This is a genomic window from Algoriphagus yeomjeoni, from assembly GCF_049821175.1.
Lineage (GTDB): Bacteria > Bacteroidota > Bacteroidia > Cytophagales > Cyclobacteriaceae > Algoriphagus > Algoriphagus yeomjeoni_A.
The window spans coordinates 1,580,315-1,600,697 of the sequence record NZ_CP187512.1 but is presented as its reverse complement, the minus strand read 5'-3'; the positions used below and the strand labels follow the sequence as shown (position 1 = coordinate 1,600,697).

17 protein-coding genes are annotated in these 20,383 nt (G+C 40.0%); 12 read left to right on the top strand and 5 right to left on the bottom strand.

What is annotated here, in order from left to right; genetic code table 11:
* Nucleotides 1-2 precede the first annotated feature (2 nt).
* The 4 genes from ACPUEN_RS06375 to ACPUEN_RS06360 all read left to right on the top strand — a co-directional run bounded on the left by ACPUEN_RS06375 (nt 3) and on the right by ACPUEN_RS06360 (nt 3,473).
* A complete protein-coding gene (locus ACPUEN_RS06375; protein ID WP_425639275.1) occupies nt 3-842 on the top strand; it encodes an MBL fold metallo-hydrolase in 840 nt (279 codons plus the stop codon).
* The gene (locus tag ACPUEN_RS06370; RefSeq protein WP_425639274.1) at nt 832-1,635 is read left to right on the top strand and encodes a patatin-like phospholipase family protein; all 804 of its coding nucleotides are present in this window, start codon (nt 832-834) and stop codon (nt 1,633-1,635) included. The genes ACPUEN_RS06375 and ACPUEN_RS06370 overlap by 11 nt, the downstream gene beginning before the upstream one ends.
* Complete coding sequence (locus ACPUEN_RS06365) at nt 1,632-2,192, top strand: 1-acyl-sn-glycerol-3-phosphate acyltransferase (RefSeq protein WP_425639273.1); 561 nt, start codon at nt 1,632-1,634, stop codon at nt 2,190-2,192. Before ACPUEN_RS06370 ends, ACPUEN_RS06365 begins: the two co-directional genes overlap by 4 nt.
* Before the next feature lie 132 nt (nt 2,193-2,324).
* On the top strand, nt 2,325-3,473 hold the full coding sequence (locus ACPUEN_RS06360; RefSeq protein WP_425639272.1) for a DUF4221 family protein: 1,149 nt from the start codon (nt 2,325-2,327) through the stop codon (nt 3,471-3,473).
* Nucleotides 3,474-3,489: 16 nt separating this feature from the next.
* Here ACPUEN_RS06360 and msrB read toward each other — a convergent pair whose 3' ends face one another.
* From msrB to ACPUEN_RS06345, 3 genes are all read right to left on the bottom strand, one after another.
* Nucleotides 3,490-3,909, bottom strand: a complete 420-nt coding sequence (gene msrB, locus ACPUEN_RS06355; RefSeq protein WP_425639271.1) for a peptide-methionine (R)-S-oxide reductase MsrB — start codon at nt 3,907-3,909, stop codon at nt 3,490-3,492.
* A 71-nt stretch (nt 3,910-3,980) separates the two neighbouring features.
* Nucleotides 3,981-5,171, bottom strand: coding sequence for an aspartate aminotransferase family protein (locus ACPUEN_RS06350; RefSeq protein WP_425639270.1), 1,191 nt, complete (start codon nt 5,169-5,171; stop codon nt 3,981-3,983).
* Nucleotides 5,172-5,185: 14 nt separating this feature from the next.
* Entirely contained in the window at nt 5,186-6,082 is an 897-nt protein-coding gene (locus ACPUEN_RS06345) for a class I SAM-dependent methyltransferase (protein ID WP_425639269.1), read from the bottom strand.
* A gap of 331 nt (nt 6,083-6,413) precedes the next feature.
* Between ACPUEN_RS06345 and ACPUEN_RS06340 the strand changes: the two genes are divergently transcribed.
* The 5 genes from ACPUEN_RS06340 to ppk1 all read left to right on the top strand — a co-directional run bounded on the left by ACPUEN_RS06340 (nt 6,414) and on the right by ppk1 (nt 12,915).
* Nucleotides 6,414-7,235 carry a 1-acyl-sn-glycerol-3-phosphate acyltransferase gene (locus tag ACPUEN_RS06340; RefSeq protein ID WP_425639268.1) on the top strand — a complete coding sequence of 274 codons (822 nt, stop codon included), beginning with the start codon at nt 6,414-6,416 and terminating at the stop codon, nt 7,233-7,235.
* Complete coding sequence (locus ACPUEN_RS06335) at nt 7,228-8,187, top strand: GNAT family N-acetyltransferase (protein WP_425639267.1); 960 nt, start codon at nt 7,228-7,230, stop codon at nt 8,185-8,187. The genes ACPUEN_RS06340 and ACPUEN_RS06335 overlap by 8 nt, the downstream gene beginning before the upstream one ends.
* A gap of 1 nt (nt 8,188) precedes the next feature.
* Nucleotides 8,189-8,557 (top strand): CoA-binding protein, encoded by a 369-nt coding sequence (locus tag ACPUEN_RS06330; protein WP_425639266.1) that lies wholly within the window; start codon nt 8,189-8,191, stop codon nt 8,555-8,557.
* A 168-nt stretch (nt 8,558-8,725) separates the two neighbouring features.
* A complete protein-coding gene (gene gyrB, locus ACPUEN_RS06325) occupies nt 8,726-10,684 on the top strand; it encodes a DNA topoisomerase (ATP-hydrolyzing) subunit B (protein WP_425639265.1) in 1,959 nt (652 codons plus the stop codon).
* 107 nt (nt 10,685-10,791) lie between these two features.
* Nucleotides 10,792-12,915, top strand: a complete 2,124-nt coding sequence (gene ppk1, locus ACPUEN_RS06320; RefSeq protein WP_425639264.1) for a polyphosphate kinase 1 — start codon at nt 10,792-10,794, stop codon at nt 12,913-12,915.
* Between the two features lie 130 nt (nt 12,916-13,045).
* Here the strand turns inward: ppk1 and ACPUEN_RS06315 are convergent, their stop codons facing one another.
* Together ACPUEN_RS06315 and ACPUEN_RS06310 are read right to left on the bottom strand one after the other, a co-directional pair.
* Nucleotides 13,046-14,827, bottom strand: coding sequence for an SLC13 family permease (locus ACPUEN_RS06315; protein WP_425639263.1), 1,782 nt, complete (start codon nt 14,825-14,827; stop codon nt 13,046-13,048).
* A gap of 3 nt (nt 14,828-14,830) precedes the next feature.
* On the bottom strand, nt 14,831-15,106 hold the full coding sequence (locus ACPUEN_RS06310; protein WP_111611200.1) for a YidH family protein: 276 nt from the start codon (nt 15,104-15,106) through the stop codon (nt 14,831-14,833).
* Nucleotides 15,107-15,155: 49 nt separating this feature from the next.
* On the opposite strand from ACPUEN_RS06310, the gene ACPUEN_RS06305 reads away from it, so the two are divergent.
* The 3 genes from ACPUEN_RS06305 to ACPUEN_RS06295 all read left to right on the top strand — a co-directional run bounded on the left by ACPUEN_RS06305 (nt 15,156) and on the right by ACPUEN_RS06295 (nt 20,287).
* Nucleotides 15,156-16,055 carry a DUF3078 domain-containing protein gene (locus tag ACPUEN_RS06305; protein ID WP_425639262.1) on the top strand — a complete coding sequence of 300 codons (900 nt, stop codon included), beginning with the start codon at nt 15,156-15,158 and terminating at the stop codon, nt 16,053-16,055.
* 230 nt (nt 16,056-16,285) lie between these two features.
* On the top strand, nt 16,286-18,163 hold the full coding sequence (locus ACPUEN_RS06300; protein WP_425639261.1) for a family 16 glycoside hydrolase: 1,878 nt from the start codon (nt 16,286-16,288) through the stop codon (nt 18,161-18,163).
* 15 nt (nt 18,164-18,178) lie between these two features.
* Nucleotides 18,179-20,287, top strand: coding sequence for a plastocyanin/azurin family copper-binding protein (locus ACPUEN_RS06295; protein WP_425639260.1), 2,109 nt, complete (start codon nt 18,179-18,181; stop codon nt 20,285-20,287).
* Nucleotides 20,288-20,383: the final 96 nt, after the last annotated feature.

Sequence of the window (20,383 nt, the reverse complement as noted above, 5' to 3'; positions counted from 1 at the left end):
TCATGGAATTACACGTAGTCAATACCGGATTTTTCAAATTGGACGGAGGAGCCATGTTTGGCGTCGTTCCAAAAACACTTTGGTCGCGCACAAATCAGGCTGACGAAAATAACCTTTGTACCTGGGCTATGAGATCGCTTCTTGTGGTTGATGGCAATAGAATCGTCTTAATTGATAATGGGATAGGTGATAAGCAGGATGCGAAATTTTTCTCCCATTACTATTTACATGGTGATGATTCCCTGGAAAAAAGTCTACGAAAACTCGGTGTAAGTCCTCAGCAGATAACAGATAATTTTCTCACCCATTTGCATTTTGATCACTGTGGAGGCGGAGTAAAATATGGGTCTCATGGACAGTATGAAATGACTTTCCCCAGAGCTACCTATTGGTCCAACAAGGATCATTGGCAGTGGGCAACAGTTCCTAATCCTCGCGAAAAAGCCTCTTTTCTAGAAGAGAATATACTTCCAATGCAGGAAATGGGTCAATTAGACTTCGTTGACATGGAGAGGAAATCATTTCTTCCGGGATTTGATTTTATTACTGCTGATGGACACACAGATAAGCAGATGCTTCCAAAAATCCAGTACAAGGGAAAAACGGTCGTTTTTGTGGCCGATTTGCTTCCTTCAGTAGGTCATATTCCTCTGCCATATGTGATGGGCTATGATACAAGGCCGCTTCTGACTATGGACGAAAAAGCCAAGTTTTTGGAAGAAGCAGCAAGAGAAGAGTATGTTTTATTTATGGAACATGATGCAGTTAACGAATGCTGTACAGTTAAAATGACAGAAAAAGGAGTTCGGTTAGATCAAACATTCCGATTTGATGAAATCTAAAATGAAAATCGGGTTAGCTCTCTCCGGAGGAGGAGTACGTGGGATTGCGCATTTGGGAGTGTTGAAAGCACTCACTGATGCTGGTATCATTCCTACAAAAGTATCTGGAACTTCAGCTGGAGCAATCGTTGGAGCGATGTTTTGTCAAGGTTATAAGCCTGAAGAAATTCTAAAAATTATTGTAGAGACTAATTATTTTAAGTTTTTGCGCCCGGCAATTTCTTTAACTGGCTTTTTGAAAATGGATTCCGTGGGTAGCTTATTCAAACTCTACCTTAATCACGATGATTTTTCGGAGTTGCAGATTCCGTTGACTGTAGCAGCTACAGATATCAAAAAGGGTAAGGTCCGATATTATTCAGAAGGTGAGTTGATTCGGCCAATCATGGCTTCTTCTTGTATTCCGGGAATGTTTGATCCTATTGTGATAGGCAATCGATACCTTGTGGATGGCGGGGTCTTGAATAATCTTCCAGTGGAGCCCTTGGATGGGACTTGCGATATTGTGATTGGAGTTAATTGTAATCAACTTCCCGAAGAGGCTAATATCAGTAATATGAAAAAACTGATCGAGCGCTCTGTGATTATGGCGATGAATTATAATGTGTATAGCCGAAAAGCTAAGTGTGATTATTTTATTGAACCACCTGAGTTGGGTAAATATGGGGTTTTTGATATCAAAAAGGCGCCTGAATTATTTAGTGTGGGATACGATCACACCATAAAATATATCGAGGAAAATCCTTCAATTTTAGAATTAGCTATTCAACCCAATAAATCTATAAAAGCATGATGAAGTTTCTGTCGCGTATTGTGTTTTGGCTTTCGGGTTGGTCCCTAAATGATAATTGGCCAGAAGGTCTTAAGAAGGCTGTACTTATAGCTATTCCTCATACTTCCAATTGGGATATTTTGTATGCCCGTGCAGCTTTTTTCTTGATGGATATCCCTGTTCGTTTTACGATCAAAAAAGAAGTGATGGTAGGCCCACTGGGTTGGTTGCTAAGTGGGCTAGGGGCAATAGCTATAGATAGAAAGCGTGTGCCTGGAGGTAGAAAACAGACTTATACTGAATCCATGGTATCCATGCTCAGCGAGCGTGATGAGCTCGTAATTATGGTTACTCCTGAGGGCACTAGAAGTCAGGTAAAAAAATGGAAATCAGGTTTTTACCATATTGCACTTGGAGCAAATGTTCCAGTGGTGGTTGGGTATTTGGATTATAAGAAAAAAGAAGCTGGAATTGGGCCAGTGATTTACCCAGATGGAAATATGGATGCTCAGATTGAGGAACTGAAAGTTTTTGGAAGAACTGTGACTGGAAGACATCCAGAGAAGGGGATTCTTTGAAGTCTAAAGTCTAAGGTCTAAATTCTGAAATCAGTTTTAACTTTTTGTAACATCTCAGGTTCAGCATATTTGGAAGTTATCAATTACCTTTTAGTGCAATAAATTTTTAATTGAACTTCAAAAGGATATGCTATGAGATTGTGTACCGGGATTTTACTATTATTACTTGCCAGTTCCTGTGCTTCATCAGAAGAGGTAAAATTGACCGTATCAGATCAGATAAAAGTGTCTTTGGATACTGTCATGATAGATGCTGGGCAGGAGTTTCTTTATTTACAGGATCAGTTGTATTCCTCCAGTTTGTCCGATGACAAAAGCTACCTCCTCAATTTCAATAGAAAGAATAATTCGGCTGAGAAAATTGATCTAAATAATCTCAAATTGGAGAAAAAGATCCAATATGAAAAAGAAGGTCCTAATGGAATAGGCGATTATCCTCAATTATCAATTTTGCCAAACCAAAACCTGCTTTTCTGGCACTACCAATTCTACAAAATTTTTGATCAGAATGGCGAGCTAGTTAGAGATTTGGAATTGGAAAAAATAGTTGAAGAGTACCTCGGTGTTAATGAGTATTTTGCTCGATCCCTAGAACAGGATGAAAGCAATCCTGAACGATATATAGCCTTAGTCACTCATTGGGAAACTAATACGGACTTTATACTTGATATTGACTTGAAGGATCGCGCCTACAAAAAGGTTGAGCTCCCTGATTGGGTTAAAAATTCTGAGCGGTATATTAAGATTCTTTACAATGGAAATGATGCAGGAGGGTACGGAACTGGGGCTTATCCATTACAGGCAAATGGGAACTTTTTGTTCAGTTCGAATGCATTCAACGAAGTTCAAATGTTTGATTTCAAAAGTGATAGTGTTAGCGTAAAAAAATGGGATACTCCCTTGCTGGGTTATGAGAAAGAATACGTACCACCCAAGACTGTGGAATATACCTCAGGAGGCATAAAAGATGTTGAACGGAAGATTGGCGAGGAAATTTCTTATGGAAGCTTTGTTTGGGATGAGAAAAACCAACGCTATTTCAGATTTTCAGATAAGAAGCATTATAGTGAAGAACTCAATGAATATGATAGCTATGTCACGACTAGTGCTGAGGTTTTTCTTAGCATCTTTGACAAAGATTTCAATTTAACAGCCGAAGCCCAGATCTCAGAATTGACTCAAACTCCCAATGTTCATTTTGCCAAAGATGGCAACATCTGGATTTTTGAAAACATAGATGATGAGATGGCTTTTGTTGTGGTTGATGTGGAAGTGGATTAGGGTTTCAAAATTGAAATTACTTTTCTTTCTCAAAATCCAAGCTCACCGAATTAATACAATACCTGATTCCTCCTTGATCTGACGGTCCATCCGGAAATCTATGTCCTAAGTGCGAACCGCAATTGGCGCAAAGAATCTCTTCGCGGATCATGCCATGAGTATAATCCATGTGCACATCTATTGCTTCTGGTTTCACCGGTTTGGTAAAACTCGGCCATCCGCAACCGCTGTCATATTTATTGGAAGAGTGAAAAATCTCATTTCCGCAGGCTTTGCACTCGTAAATGCCCGTTTCCTTATTCAGGTAATATTCCCCCGTGAATGCTCTTTCTGTTCCTTTTTCTCTCAAAACTCTATAGGAATCAGCATCTAAGTTCTTACGATACTCCTCTTCTGATTTTTGTCCTGGGTAGCTTTTGTTTTCTTGATTCTTCATACTTATGTCATTTAGTAGTTGTAACTCTTTGAGCGAATAAGAAGTTTCTGACTTAAAAAAATGGTGGAACATTATCGTGGAAATACCTGGTCTATGGCCCTCAAAATCATTTCACATGCTTCATGTATTTGATCTTTGGTTATAGTCAAAGGAGGTGCGATTCGCATGGAATCGTCACAAAATAAAAACCAATCGGTGATTACTCCCATTTCAATCGCTGTATCGATAATTGGTTTCAACACATCAAAAGACTCAAACTCTACAGCCATCAGTAAACCTTTATTTCTGATGCCTTTGATTTTTGGATGAACCAAAAGGGACTTGATCAGATTTGCCTTTGCTTCCACTTGCTCTATCAGTTTTTCCTCTAAAAGAATCTTGATAGTTGCCAAAGAAGCTACAGCACTCACTGGATGTCCTCCAAACGTAGTGATATGCCCTAGAATTGGGTTGTTTTTGAAAACTCCCATTACTTCTTTATTGGCGATAAATGCCCCAATCGGCATACCTCCGCCCATTCCTTTGGCGCAAACAACGATATCAGGAACGAACCCAAAGTGCTCGAACGCCCAGAATTTACCTGTTCTTCCGAATCCACACTGCACCTCATCCAAAATCAACAAAGTGCCTGTTTCATCACAGCGCTTTCTCAGCGCATGAAAATATTCTTTATCCCCAACCCTGATTCCAGCTTCTCCTTGTACAGTTTCAATTAAAACTGCTGCAGTATCAGAATTGATATTTTCTAAATCCGATATTTTTCCATGGTTGATATGGCTAATACCTGGAAGAAGTGGACGGTAGGCTTGCTTGAAAATCTCGTTTCCACCCACACTCAAAGCGCCATGAGAACTCCCATGATAGGCATTTACGCAGGAAATCAAATTTGGCTTTCCCGTGTATCGCTTTGCCAGTTTCAATGCGCCTTCTATTGCCTCGCTTCCACTATTTACCAGATAGACATTATCTAAATGCTCAGGTAACGTATCACAAAGTGCCTTGGCCAATTCGGACTGTGGGCTTTGCACATACTCTCCATAGACCATTAGGTGTAGGTATTTATCCAGTTGACCTTGGATTGCTTCCAGCACTTTTGGGTGCCTGTGGCCCACGTTACTAACTCCAATACCCGAAATGAGATCTATATATTTTTCTCCCTTGGGTCCAAAAAGATAGATTCCCTCTGCCTTTTCCACTTCTATCATCAAAGGGAAATCTGTTGTTTGTGCTAAATGCTGAAGGAAAAGCTGACGGTTATTCATTACTGAGGTTTGTTTCAAAAGCTTGAGAACCTGAAGAAGATTCCGAGCGGTAATTTTTTATTTTGATTGTCTTGGAGATAGAGTTCTCCATGTTCGGCGTTCTGCACATTCTTGAACGTAGTATTGATCAAATTGGCAGCGATGAGTGATGAGAAGCTCAGGGAGTACATGTTGAGTAGGAGGAAGTGATCTTTTGGGTCGAGGATCTCTGCACATACTTTTAGCATTTCATTGATCTGCTCTTCCAGCACCCACTTTTCTCCATCCGGACCACGGCCATAGGCAGGCGGGTCCAGGATTATTCCATTGTATTTATTGCCTCGTCGAGCTTCCCGCTTGATGAATTTCATTGCATCATCCACCATCCAGCGTATGTCGGATTGCCCGGAAGACTCCATGTTGTGTCTAGACCAGGTCACAACCTGCTTCACAGAATCCAAGTGCGTGACGTCAGCACCTGCTGCCTTTGCAGCCACACTTGCTGCACCAGTATAGGCGAAAAGGTTGAGGACTTTAGGCTTTGATATTGGAGAACGTTTAATGGTTTTGTATAGGTAATCCCAGTTGACAGCTTGCTCAGGGAAAAGGCCGATATGCTTGAAGGAAGTTTGAGCAAGATTAAGCTTTAGGCTCAAACCATCAGGGTTGTCATATTCAATTGCCCAGTTATGAGGCATTTTTTTCAATTGCTCCCAATTTCCTTTTTCAGGATTGCTTTTTTCTTTTGCAAAATGCGCATGAGCTAGATTTCTCCATTCACTTTCTGGAAGGGTTTTGTCCCATATTGCCTGCGGTTCTGGTCTGCTGAGGATAAACTCTCCAAAGCGCTCTAATTTTTCAAATCCTCCTGTGTCAATAAGTTCGTAATCTTTCCAAGGGCCAGGACAAAGTGATAGTATGGATTCGCTCATAAGGTGTGTTATTATCGGAAGGCAAAAATAAGAAATTAATTGGAGGCAAGGTCAGAGGAGGCTTTTTACCTAGGGTTTAATAGATTCGAGATAATGAAATTGTTGTTTTAGAGATTTCAATTAGGCAGAATAGGATTAATTCATCATTCGGGCAGGGTCCTATTCGGTGATGATTCAAATTAAGTGGATTGGTTTTCAGGACTCTAATCACCACAGTCTTTACCTATCGTAAGGTTAAACCTGATTTTTTGTACTTTTAGCTTTATTTAGAAAAGAAGATAGAACAAGTTTACCTCTATTTCATCGCCCAATCAGTAATCTGAGCTCTAAGATGTCCAAGAAATTTATTGACATAGAAAAATCTATTGCTTCCAAAAACCCTGCGCTTTTGAAGTGGATGCCGGGCTTTTTGCTTAGGTATATCAAGCGGGTAACGCATGAAGATTGGATGAATGATGTACTGGATAAGGTAGATCATCTCCATGGACTTGACTTTGGAAACGGGATAATAAAGGAACTGAACATTGAAGTTGAGTTGGTTGGAGCAGAGAATATTCCAAAGTCCGGCGGGATTATAATTGCAGCAAACCATCCTCTAGGCGGAATTGATGGAATAACGCTGATGAAGGCAATTGGACAAGTGAGACCGGATATGAGGTTTCTTGTCAATGACTTGTTGATGGCTCTTAAAAATTTTGATCCCTTATTTATACCAATCAACAAGCATGGTAAGAATTCCGGAGATACCTTAGCGGCAATAGAAGCCGCTTACTCAGGTGGTTATGCTGTCTTAATCTTTCCTGCGGGACTAGTTTCAAGGAAAGATGAAACTGGAATACGGGATTTGCAGTGGAAAAAGAGCTTTATTTCTAAAGCGAAGAAATACAAAAAAGATGTACTACCTTGTTTTATTGGAGGTAAAAATTCCAAATTTTTCTACAATTTGGCTTATTGGAGAAAGAGGTTAGGTATAAAAGCTAATATTGAAATGTTGTACCTGGCTGATGAGTTGTATAAGCAGCAAGGGAAAAAAGTGGTGATCACCGTAGGTAAACAAATTTCCTATCAGACCTTTGACTCCTCCAAAACGGATGCACAATGGGCCGAAAAAGTGAAGGATTTGGTTTACGAACTTGGTAAAAAGAATGAATAAAGAAGCAGAAATAATTCCGGCAATTGACAAAGAGCTTTTAAAGTCTGAGTTGACTCCGGATCGATTTTTACGATATACTAATAATGGGGATAACCTGGTTTACCTAGTTAATTTTCATAATTCTCCGAATGTAGTTCGAGAAATAGGCAGATTGCGAGAATTGACTTTTAGAGCTGCAGGAGGAGGGACTGGCTTGGAGTTGGATCTTGATGAAAATGATATTTGTCAAAATTGCTACGAGCAGTTGGTCACTTGGAATCCTGAAGATGAAGAAATCGTAGCTGGATACAGATTGATTAATTGTAAAAACTCAATCAATGGGGACGGAAGTATCAATCTTTCCACCACCCATTTATTTGATTTCACTGAGCGCTTTATTCAGGATTATATTCCATACACTATCGAGCTTGGAAGATCCTTTGTGCAGCCAAAATATCAGCCGGCCCTCGATAATAGGAAAGGCATTTTCAGCCTTGACAACCTTTGGGATGGATTGGGAGCTGTGGTTTTGTTGAACCCAGAGGTGAAGTATCTTTTCGGAAAGGTAACGATGTACCCACACTTTAGTCGTGAAGCGCGAGACTTATTGCTGATGTTTATGAATTTCTATTTTCCTGATAAAGATGGATTGGTGAAGCCAAAAGATAAATTGAGGCTAGGCTATGAAACAGATCTTCCCAAAGCAGGAAACCCGTTTGAAGGATTGGGATATAAGGAAGGATATAAGTTGCTGAATGGCAGGATTCGGACCTATGGAGAGAATATTCCTCCGCTAATCAACACCTATATGAATCTTTCACCGACTATGATGACTTTTGGTACTGCGCTGAATGATGAATTTGGTGAAGTGGAAGAAACCGGGATATTGATTACACTTGATGATATCTACGAGACCAAAAAACATAGGCATATGGATACTTTCGAGCGAGATAGAATCTTTGGAAGCCGGTAAGATGGAAAAATTAACATTGATCGTAGGAGCTACAACAAACAAATCTAGATTTGCTTATTTTGCTGCAGATAGATTGGCTAATAATGGCATTCCCTTTTTGCCGATTGGTATTAAATCAGGAGAAGTTTTTGGCCAAAAAATTCTAGATCTTAGAAGTAAGCCAGATTTACACAATATACATACAATCACGCTCTACATAGGTCCTGCACATCAGAAAGAGTGGATTGATTATTTGATTAGTCTGCAGCCGAAAAGAATCATCTTCAATCCAGGAACCGAAAATCCTATATTTTTTCAGAAAGCTAAAGCTGCAGGAATTGAAGTTTTACCGGCTTGTACTTTAGTTATGTTGAATACAAATCAATACTAAAATCCTTGTGAACCAGCCTGTTGACTGCTTGGTTTTGAAATCCTTTTTTGTGCTACTGATCCTCGGGAAAAGCTGTGTAAAGTCACATTTTTTACCTAACTTGCCGTATCTTAAAAAGAACATAAAATCACCTTTTTAGCCCCAGTTTGAGGGTTTTCTCCAAAACATATGAGTGAAGAAAAAGCGAAGAATCTAGGCGAATACGGTGCCGGAAATATTCAGGTATTAGAAGGCCTCGAAGCGGTTCGTAAGAGACCTGCTATGTATATCGGTGATGTTGGGGTCAAAGGGCTCCATCACCTAATTTGGGAAGTTGTAGATAACTCTATCGATGAGGCACTTGCTGGACATTGTGATACTATTAAAGTTACCGTCAATGTAGATAATTCAATTACTGTTGAAGATAACGGTCGTGGAATTCCTACCGACATGCACGAAAAGGAGAAAAAGTCTGCGCTAGAAGTGGTGTTGACGGTACTTCATGCGGGTGGTAAATTTGATAAAGATACATACAAGGTTTCCGGAGGTTTGCACGGAGTGGGTGTGTCTTGTGTGAATGCACTTTCTACAGATCTGAAAGCCACCGTGTACCGTAACGGTGTGATCACCGAGCAGGAATTTAAAATTGGTGTTCCTCAGTATCCTGCAAAGCAAGTTGGAACTACAGATAAAAGAGGAACTACTATCCACTTTAAGCCAGATGCAAGCATTTTTGCGATAACAGAATTCAAGTATGAGACCATTGCGAATAGACTTCGTGAAATGTCATTTTTGAACGCTGGTATCAGAATTTTCTTAACTGATCTTCGTGAAACTGAAGATGATGGGTCTGTAAAATCTGATGAGTTCTACTCAGAAGGTGGCTTGGTCGAATTTGTTCAGTACTTGGACGTGAGCCGTGAGAAAATCATCGACACTCCAATTTCAATAGACACAGAAAAAAATGGAGTGCCTGTTCAGGTAGCCATGAATTACAATAGTTCTTATTCAGAGAACGTGGTGTCTTATGTGAACACCATCAATACCTACGAAGGAGGTAGCCACGTTTCCGGTTTTAGAAGAGCATTGACTAGAACGCTAAAATCTTATGCTGATAAGTCCGGTATGCTGGAAAAGCTAAAGATGGAAGTTTCCGGAGATGATTTCCGTGAAGGTCTTACAGCAGTAATTTCTGTGAAAGTGGCTGAACCTCAGTTTGAAGGACAGACCAAAACCAAATTGGGTAACTCTGATGTAGTTGGTGCTGTGGATTCTGCTGTTTCTGAAGCGTTACAATTTTGGTTAGAGGAGCATCCAAAAGAGGCTAAGATTATCGTTGGTAAAGTGATATTAGCTGCACAAGCCAGACACGCCGCTAGAAAAGCGCGTGAAATGGTGCAGCGTAAAAATGTGCTTGGAGGCGGTGGTCTTCCAGGTAAGCTTGCCGATTGTGCAAATAGCGATCCTACGGTATGTGAATTATACCTAGTCGAAGGGGACTCGGCAGGTGGTTCTGCTAAGCAAGGCCGAGATCGAGATTTCCAGGCTATTTTGCCTTTGAAAGGAAAGATTCTAAACGTAGAAAAAGCGCATGAACATAAAATCTACGATAACGAAGAAATAAAAAACATTCTGACTGCGCTTGGGGTTAAATTTGGGACTGTGAATGATGATAAAGAATTAGATCTTACTGGTCTAAGATATCACAAAATCATCATCATGACGGATGCTGATATTGATGGTTCCCACATTAGAACCTTGATACTTACTTTGTTCTTTAGATACATGAGAACATTGATCGAAAACGGGTACGTATATATCGCCTTACCTCCTTTATATTTATTGAAAAGAGGAAAAGACGAGAGGTACTGCTGGACTGAGGAGGAACGAAAAATTCTTACCGCAGAAATGGCAAAGGACGGTAAAGAAGATAGCGTAGGTATTCAGCGATACAAAGGTCTTGGTGAAATGAACCCTGAGCAACTTTGGACTACAACAATGGATCCAAATGTTCGAACGATTAAACAGGTTAATATTGAATCAGCCGCCGAAGCAGATCATCTCTTCAGTGTGCTAATGGGAGATGAAGTTGCCCCGCGTAGAGATTTTATCGAGAAAAATGCGAAATACGCAAAAATCGATACCTAATCATTCAAAGGGGCTTTTCAGCCCCTTTTTTTAATTCTTAACACAATTATAAACCCAAATTAAGCAAGCATAACTTAACTTGCTTCTAACTATTAACTTTAAAAGTGATGAAATTGGAAGTTGTTGAAAAATACGATTCGATTATACAACATAGTGATCTTGTAAGTAGAGATTTGAGTTGGTTAAGATTCAACGAACGTGTGTTGGATCAGTCCAAAAAATCCCACCGTAGTGTTTTTGAAAAGCTTAAGTTCCTTGCTATTACAGCCTCCAATCTGGACGAGTTTTTCATGATTCGTGTAGGATCACTTTATAACTACCTAGATTACGATAAGGAAAGAGTTGATTACTCTGGCTTGAGGGAAGAGCCCTTCAAGGCTAAATTGATGAACGATAGTCATATTTTTCATGATGCTCAGCATGAACATTTCACTCAGACGATAATGCCTGAGCTTCAGGAACAGGGGGTGGTTCTGTGCAATACCTCAAAGCTTACTGATAAAGAACAGGAAAAAGTACAGGATTACTTTTTAAAAGCTATTTATCCCATGCTTACACCGATGGTTTATGATGGCTATCGTACATTCCCAATTTTGATGAATAAACTCTTGGTTTTTGGTGTAGTAACCACAAGTCCAGGAGATCGACAGGATATGCGCAAGATGAGTTTTGTGCAGATTCCAGCAAATATTCCAAGGTTCTTCGAAATCGAGCGAGAAGACTCTTTACTCCTAATTCCTATTGAAGAAGTAATCAGGGAGAACATTGTTTCACTTTTCAGAAATGTGGAAATCGAAGGGATCAGCCTTTTCCGAATTACCAGAAATGGCGACTTTACCTTGGAAGAAAGTGAAGATATGGACGCGAACTTCTTGGAAGAAGTAAAGCGAAAGTTGATGGAAAGAAAGAGTGGGAGGGTGGTAAAAATAGAAATTGAAGAAGGTTACAGCAAGTGGATGATGAATTCACTTTTGGAAAGATGGAATCTCAAAATGGACTCTGTGTTTCTGATCAAAAGAGAAAGCCTCCTAGATTTTACAGGTCTTTGGCAGATCGTGGGAAATAAAAAATTCCGTGAGCGTTTACCTCATATCCCTGATCCAGTAAAGCCACTTTCCTACCAGGATGAAGGTGTTGCAGATATTTTTGATGTGCTGAAGGAGAAGGATATTCTACTTCATCATCCATATAATAACATCGATTCTATTTTAGATTTGATAGAAAAAGCATCTGAAGATCCTGATGTAATGGCTATTAAGATGACAATTTATCGTCTTGCGAAGGAAAGCCGGATTACTAAAGCATTGCTAAAAGCTGCTGAAAATGGGAAACACGTTTCGGTGCTTTTTGAGGTCAAAGCTAGATTTGATGAGGAAAATAATATTCGTGAAGCGAAGAAACTTCAGAAGGCAGGTTGCTTTGTGATTTATGGGATTTCTCATCTGAAAACTCATACCAAACTTCTACTGATCGTGAAGCGGGATGGGGGTGAGATTACCCGCTATGTACACTTAGGATCGGGTAATTACAATGAAGACACAGCAAGGCTTTACACTGATATTGGCTTGATGACTACCAATGAAACTTTGGCAAATGATGTTTCGGAATTTTTCAACGTAATCACCGGGCACTCCATGCCTTCCCAATATCAAAATCTAATCACTGCACCTCGTGATATGAGGAATCAATTGATAGAGTACATCGAGAAAGAGGCTGAGAACGCAAGGAATGGATTGCCAAGTGGTGTTTTTATCAAGGTAAACTCTCTGGAGGATTCTGAGATGATTTATGCCTTGTATCGTGCATCGCAGTCAGGTGTTACAATTAAGTTGATTGTTCGAGGGATTTGTTGCATCAGACCAGGTAGAATTGGCTTGAGCGAAAATATCGAAGTACTTTCTATAGTTGGGGATTTTCTGGAGCACTCCAGAATTTATTATTTCCACAACAATGGAGACACAAGAACTTACGCTGGAAGTGCGGATATGATGGTTCGTAGTTTTGATAAAAGATTGGAAGCACTATTCAAAGTAGAGTCTCCTTTGCTCGAAAAGCAGTTGATGAATATTCTGGCTTACAATCTTAAGGACAATGTAAACGCTTATGTCATGCAAGAAGATGGTACGTATTTAGCGAAGCACCCGGTAGGAGACGAACCTGAATTTAATGTGCACCGAGAATTCTTTAATTTGGATGCAGATAACGTCTTTCAGGTGAAGCTTGTTGACTAAAAATCAAGTCTCTGTTTGGATAAACAGGAAAAAGCATTGAGTCTACACTCAATGCTTTTTTTGGTTTTAGCTGATTTGGGAAAAGCAGCTATCCTTTTCAAAGTACAAGACGGTTTAGGATTTATGCTTATTAAAAGGGGAAGAAATAAGGGATTCCAAATGTCGCAACGATCCAAAGGAGTAGATTGAGCGGAGTGCCCACTCTTATGTAATCACTGAATCTATAGTTTCCGGGCGTATAGATCATGGTATTGGTTTGGTAGCCCATAGGAGTCATGAAACTCAGACTGGCAGCGAATGTGACAGCCATCAGCATGGGTCTGGAATCTACATCCAAAGCGGTAGCAATACTGATCGCAATAGGCGCCAGCAAAGCAGCAGTTGCATTATTTGACATCACATTAGTCATCAGGAAAGTCAAGGCAAATAAAGCGCTCATGACCGCTCTTGGACCAAACTGTCCTACACTTTCCACTATTGATGTCCCAATAAGTTGAGACCCACCAGTTTTTTCTAGCGCTAAACCCATGGATAAAACCCCGGCAAGCATCAGGATTACCTTCCAGTCTATGGCTTTGTAAGCTTGTTCAGTGTTAATTGAACCTACCATGATCAAAGCAATCGCGCCTGCGACTGCCGTGACAACAATTGGGAACACCTCCATTGTAGCCAATCCTATGATCAGGGCAAGTATGACTAATGTTATTACAGTTTTTATCTTGTTGAAAGGAAGACTTTTTGATTCTGAAAGTAAAAGCAGATCATCACTCGTTTCTATACTTTTAATTGATTCCTCTGTTGCTCTCAAAAGCAAGATGTCTCCGGCGCGTAGGGCTGTTTTGGAAAGGAGTGAGTTGAGCATATCAGATCTATGCCTAATCCCTATGACTAGAACTTGATTGTAAATTTTCTTGAAATTTAGGCTTTTGATGCTTTCGCCTATCAAAAATGAATTAGGAATTACCAACGCTTCATAAAGTCGTTCTTCCTCATCGACTATGTCTTCTTCATTCCATTTTAAGTCAGCCTTTATTTCAATTCCCTTTCGGGTTTTTATTTTTTCAAGGGTCTCTTTATCACAATTGATGCGAATGATATCACCTTCCTGAATTGATGTGTTTGGATATACACGGACTTTTCTTCCATCTGATCGGATAATTTGAAGGGGTTTGACGGGAAGCTTTTCAAAAAGATTCTGCTTTAAAAGGGGCTCATTTAATTGCTCAAAATCATGAAGAATGATTAATTCGGAAAGGTAATTACCCAGCTGAATGCTATCCCCCAATTCGGATTTTGGTTTACGGTTAGGTGTGAGCCATCTTCCTATAGTCAGCATATAGACTAATCCTGTGGCAAAAAACACCAGCCCCATCAAACTCATTTCAAAAACACCAAAGGAAGGTAGACCTGCTTTTTCAACTATACCACTTACCAAAATATTAGTACTAGTACCCAGTAGTGTACAAATCCCTCCCATCAAGGCTCCAAATGAAAGCGGCATTAGAAGCTTAGAAGGAGCGATGTTGTCTGTCTTATGGAGTCTTATCACAGCAGGCATCAGCAAAGCAACCACCGCAGTGTCGCTAATAAATGCCGATAAAAAACCGGCAGACAACATTAAAGTGAATAAGAGATGAGTATGGCTTTTTCCAGCTTGGGAACTTAGTTTTTGAGTAAAACTATCCAATAAACCGGTATTGAAAATCGCTGCAGATACCACAAACATAGCAGCAACGGTGATCGTTGCTGGATTTGCAAATCCAGAAAGACCTTCTTCTACATTCAAAATTCCTGTCAGAAGAAAGGCTACCATTACGCCTATAGAGACGGTATCAATGGTAAACTTCTCGGTAAAAAATAAAATTATAGCGAGACCAATAATTGAAAAGACGAGTCCTATTTCAAAGGTCATTTATTACATTTTTAGATAGTTTCCTTTTTTGAGTTTTTGTCTGATTCGGAAGTAATTAACAATTCCAACTATAAGAATAACTAAGCTCAATCCAAATGCCAAATACCCCAGATCCCGTACATGGTTTAACTCCTTCACTTCAAAAAGAGCCGTACCTGAAACCAAGAAATACAAAGAAGTACGAATAAATGATAACAGGGTCCTATTATTAGCCAGGGTAGTGCGCTGTCGTGCCAAAAAATCCCGAATTATTAATTCTCTTTCCAAGTCATTTTCCATATTTGTATTCTATTTATTTTACAATGAAATAATTCAAACATTAGTACTTATGAAAAGAATTTCTACATTTTTCCTCATTATTTTATTCTGTGGGCAAGTTTTTGCACAGGAAGAAGCTGCGCTAATACCACAAGATACTAGCTATTGGCTTAAAGAAATAAGCGGTGGTTTGAATTTAAATCAGGCGGCATTTAGTGGAAACTGGCAAGGTGGTGGTGTCAATTCTGTAGCCCTGGGAATCTATTTGGTTGGCAGAGCAAACTATGCCAAGGAAAAGTGGTCATGGGACAATACCATGGATTTCATTTATGGTGTCGTGAAAAACAAAGGTGAAGATGGCCGTAAATCTAATGACCGAATATTCCTTGATTCTAAAGTGGGCTATAAAATCAATGATAAATGGAATTATTTCTTTGCTGTTAATTTCCTATCGCAATTTGCACCTGGCTACGAATTTCCAGAAGATCAAGAAAAAGTGCTGATTTCTAAGTTCGCAAATCCAGCCTATCTAACGACATCTCTTGGTATAGAATATAAACCAAATGATGAGTTTAGTTTAAGAATGTCTCCACTTTCTCCAAGATGGACTTTTGTGACAGATACAGACCTCTATCTCAATGTTCCTAACAATTATGGCGTGGAAATAGGAGAAACGGTTCGTACTGAATGGTTAGCTTTTAGTTTGTTGGCTGATTACAATAAGAAACTCTCGGATAATTTGTCGCTGATGATTAGATACCAGATGTTTGCTAATTATGAGACTTTCGCCTTTGATGCGATAGATCATCGCTTAGACTTCGGACTTACTGCCAAAGTATCCAATCTTGTAAACGTTAGTTTGACAAGTTTGATGATCTATGATTTGGATCAGGACAGTAAAATTCAATTTTCCCAAGGTTTAGCATTAGGAATTGCATTTAAACGAGGTAACTTCCCAAAGAAGAAATAATCTCAACAAATTTTTATTTGGAATTTTGATTCTATTATAAATGTATTATTTTTGAATTCATTGTGGTAGTTAAATAATAGTTGGTTTAGTTTTCAAATAAAGGGCAGGAGATTTTCTCCTGCTTTTTTATTGTATATATACTATACCAATAAATTTTTACTTGAAATAATCCTATTTTTTTAAAATGCTCAGGAGGTTACCTTTGGTATTCAATACCTAATTAACCTAAAATGAATAATAAAATATTTCTGATTTGTTGTTGTCTGTATATCAAGGCAATAGCTTCTATAGCACAGGATAGCCCAATTCCATTTGAAGTGCTACCATTACAAAGTCTAAGTGAATTTCAATCCACGAGTGCTAATTGGCAGATTGTCCAAGATGTGTATTATGATCTCAATGGAGGTAAATCTAAAGCTACAAACGGGACAGGCGTATTGCTGAACACCTTACAAAAAGGGGATAATCAAGCGATAAAGACTGCCTTTGAGCATGGAGATATTGAACTGGAGCTTGATTTTATGATGCCAAAGGGTAGTAATTCAGGTGTTTATCTTCAGGGGAGATACGAGGTGCAATTATTTGATTCTTGGGCCGAGAAAGACCCTAAATATTCCGACGCTGGTGCAATCTACCAAAGATGGGATGCAAGCAGAGGAGCTGGAAGAGAAGGTTATGAAGGGCATCCTCCACTTGTGAATGTAAGTAGAGCGCCTGGACTTTGGCAATCACTAAGAATTGTTTTCCAAGCTCCTCGCTTTGATTCTAATGGGAAAAAGGTGGCTAACGCCAAATTTATTTCTGTTTATCAAAACGATGTGCTAGTTCAAAAGAATATTGAAGTCACTGGGCCTACTCAGGCCGCATTTTTTGAAGATGAGCAGGCATTAGGCCCGTTAGTGATTCAAGGAGATCATGGTGGAGTAGCTATTCGAAACATCAAGTACAAAACCTATGGATCAGAAAATGTGACTTTGGAGCAAATGAAGCTCACTTATTATGACAGCATCAAATCCATCAGTGATTTTGCGACAGCTAATCCAAGGGGGGAAATGGATATCGATGTGTTAGCTCATTTAGCTCCGGCAACTCGAAATGAGTTTTCAGGAACGGTCGAAGGGACGCTAGTTATACCAAGTGACGGGGAATATTTTTTCAACCTGAACCTAGCATGGGTTCCGGATGATACCCCCCCTGGCAATATTAATGGAGCTGGTAAGCTTTTCATAGATGATAAGGAAGTGGTCTATGTTGATGGTGTAACTGGGAAAGCGAGTGGATCTACACAATTAACTGCTGGAAACCACAAGGTCAAATTGAATTACTTTAAGAAATATGGTCACTGGTATGCCCCAAGTAATGATATCACATTGACTGTTGAAGGAAATGGAGTTGCTAAAACTGCTCTAAACTCTCCAATAAGAGCGTACGATCCAGTTGGACAGATTGCATTGAATGTGGATAGTAAGGCAGAAATGCAACGTGGGTTTATCATGCACGATGGAGAAAAGCGCACCCATACCGTAGCAGTAGGTGAACCTGGTGGAGCAAATTATGCCATTGATTTAAGCCGAGGAGAGCTGTTGAGTGTCTGGAGAGGGGATTTTGTAGAGACAACGCCAATGTGGTATGGCCGTGGCGAAACTCAATTGATGCTGCCTTTGGGGAATGTCATTGAATTCGCAGGAAAGCCAAGTTTATCTGTGCTTGCATCAAAGGAGGCAGCTTGGCCTACAGAAATTGATGGCTTTACCTATGAAGGGTATGAATTGAAACAAGATGGATCGCCAGTTATTAGCTATAAGATGCCGGGCGTGAGTTTTAAAGAAACTTTAGACACCAAAGAATCAGGAAAGAAGTTAGTACATACTTTAAACCTTGTTTCAGAAACCAATGCATCACAAATCTATTGTTTGGTAGCTCAGGGGTCTACGATTGAAAAATTGCCAAATGGACTTTATGCGATAGATGACAAATCTTACTACATCGAATTCGAAGGAAAGGAATCACCGATGGTGAGAAACTCAGCGGATGGTTCAAAAGAATTGGTTTTACCAGTGAGTTTGAAAAATAACGTTGGGGTGATTACTTATTCAATTGTTTGGTAATAAATAGGAAGAAGCATGAAAAATCTAATGAAACTCAATACTATAAAAGGATTTGCTTTAGCCTTGGCTTGCCTATTTTTCGGACAAGCTGAATTAAGAGCTCAGGCTAAAGAACCCAATTTATTGCCTGATACAGAAGATGATTTTTATAAACTAATCTCTCTGCCAGTACCAGAAGACGTGATTTTGGAAGTAGGAGGTATGGCAACCTTACCAGACGGTAGTTTGGCTATATGTACACGAAGAGGTGAAGTGTGGATAGTGTCCAGTCCGAATATTTCAGGAAATGAAAAACCAGTGTATAAAAAGTTCGCTTCAGGATTGCACGAACCTTTGGGTTTGGCCTATCATGATGGGGATATTTATGTCACACAACGAAGTGAATTGACCCGCCTCAGTGATACCGATGGAGATGGTCGGGCAGATGTTTATAAGAAAATTGTTTCTTGGCCTCTTTCAGGGAATTACCATGAGTATTCTTATGGTCCTACATTTCTCCCTAACGGAAATATGCTGGTGACCCTTAATGTTGGCTGGAGTAATAGCCTTGGGCATGGTGTAAGTTTGGTGCCATGGAGAGGTTGGGCTTTGGAGATTACACCAGAAGGTGAGATGATTCCTTTTGCAGCAGGCATGCGCTCACCTGCAGGTTATGGAATGAACGCTGAAGGAGATTTCTTTTACACTGAAAACCAAGGTGATTGGGTGGGTTCAGGCCGGATTTCCCATGTGGAAAAAGGTGATTTCTTAGGGAATGCAGAGAGTTTGGAATGGTCAGACTTACCAGGATCTCCAGTAACATTGACGACAGGAGATATTCCTAATACCGGTGAACCCATGTATGACGTAGCGCAGCGGGTGCCTGGTCTTAAAGCGCCAGCCATTTGGTTGCCTCATGGAATCCTGGGTATCTCTACCTCTGGATTTTTGAATGATAATACGGAAGGTGGATTTGGTCCATTTGCCAATCAGGTCTTTGTAGGAGATCAGGGTCAAAGTATTATTTCCAGAGTTGATTTTGAGAAAATTGATGGAGTATATCAAGGTGTGGTATTTCCATTTAGAGAAGGCTTTTCTTCTGGAATCTTGAGAATGGTTTGGGGGAATGATGCTTCCATGTTCGTAGGAATGACTAGTCGTGGTTGGTCTTCAACTGGTAAGGAGCTGTTCAGTTTGCAGCGATTGGTGTGGACTGGAAGAATGCCTTTTGAAATGAAGACGATTAAATCCAAGCCTGATGGTTTTGAGATTGAGTTTACTGAGCCTGTAAATAAGGAGTTGGCAAAAGACCCAGCAAACTACCAAGTAACTGGCTTCACTTACAAGTATCAAGCTCAATACGGTAGCCCTGTGATTAATAATGAAAATTGTGATATCATAGGAGTGGTAGTTTCTGAAGATGGAATGAAGGCTCGATTGCTTGTCGAAAATCTACGCTTAGGTTACATCCATGAGATCAAAGCAGAAGGAGTGAAGTCTACTGAAGGAAAGCCGCTTTTGCATAATGTGGGATATTACACGCTGAACAATTTTGGTGCAGGAGAAAAAATAGATCAAACACCTTTTTTGACAGCGCGTCACGAGCATGAAATGATGATGAAAGCCGCAGCTGATAGTGCCGCAAAGGCACAAGCTGATGCTGAAGCAAAAGCAAAAGCTGCCGAAGCCAAAAAGCAGGCAGCTGCCACTAAACCGGTCGCTCCAAAATTGGCAAAAAACACCACCACTATGCCAGCAGCATGGGATGGAAAAGCTGATATCACCATCAATATGGGGACTAAGCCAGGTCTGAAATTTGACCCAGCTCAACTTCAGGTGAAAGCGGGTAGCAAAGTGAAGCTAGTCTTCCAAAATGTGGATGACATGCTTCATAATTTTGTAATCGTGATGCCAGGAACTGCGATAGAAGTAGGAGAGGCTGCGATGAAACTTGGACTGGAAGGGCAGCAAAAAGACTACATTCCGAATACAAGCAAAGTCTTATTCAATACAAAATTACTTCAACCAAGTGAGTCAGCTACGATCTATTTCATCGCTCCGACAGAGCCTGGTGAATATACCTACGTGTGTACTGTTCCTGGGCATTTTTATACCATGCAGGGAATTTTGAAAGTGGTGAAGTAATTTGGCTGGAAGACGGGAGGTGGAAGGACGCAATAGTCTAAATTGTAGAATTAGAATAATCCTAGGTTGCTTTCGCCTTTGAATCAAAAAAGCGCA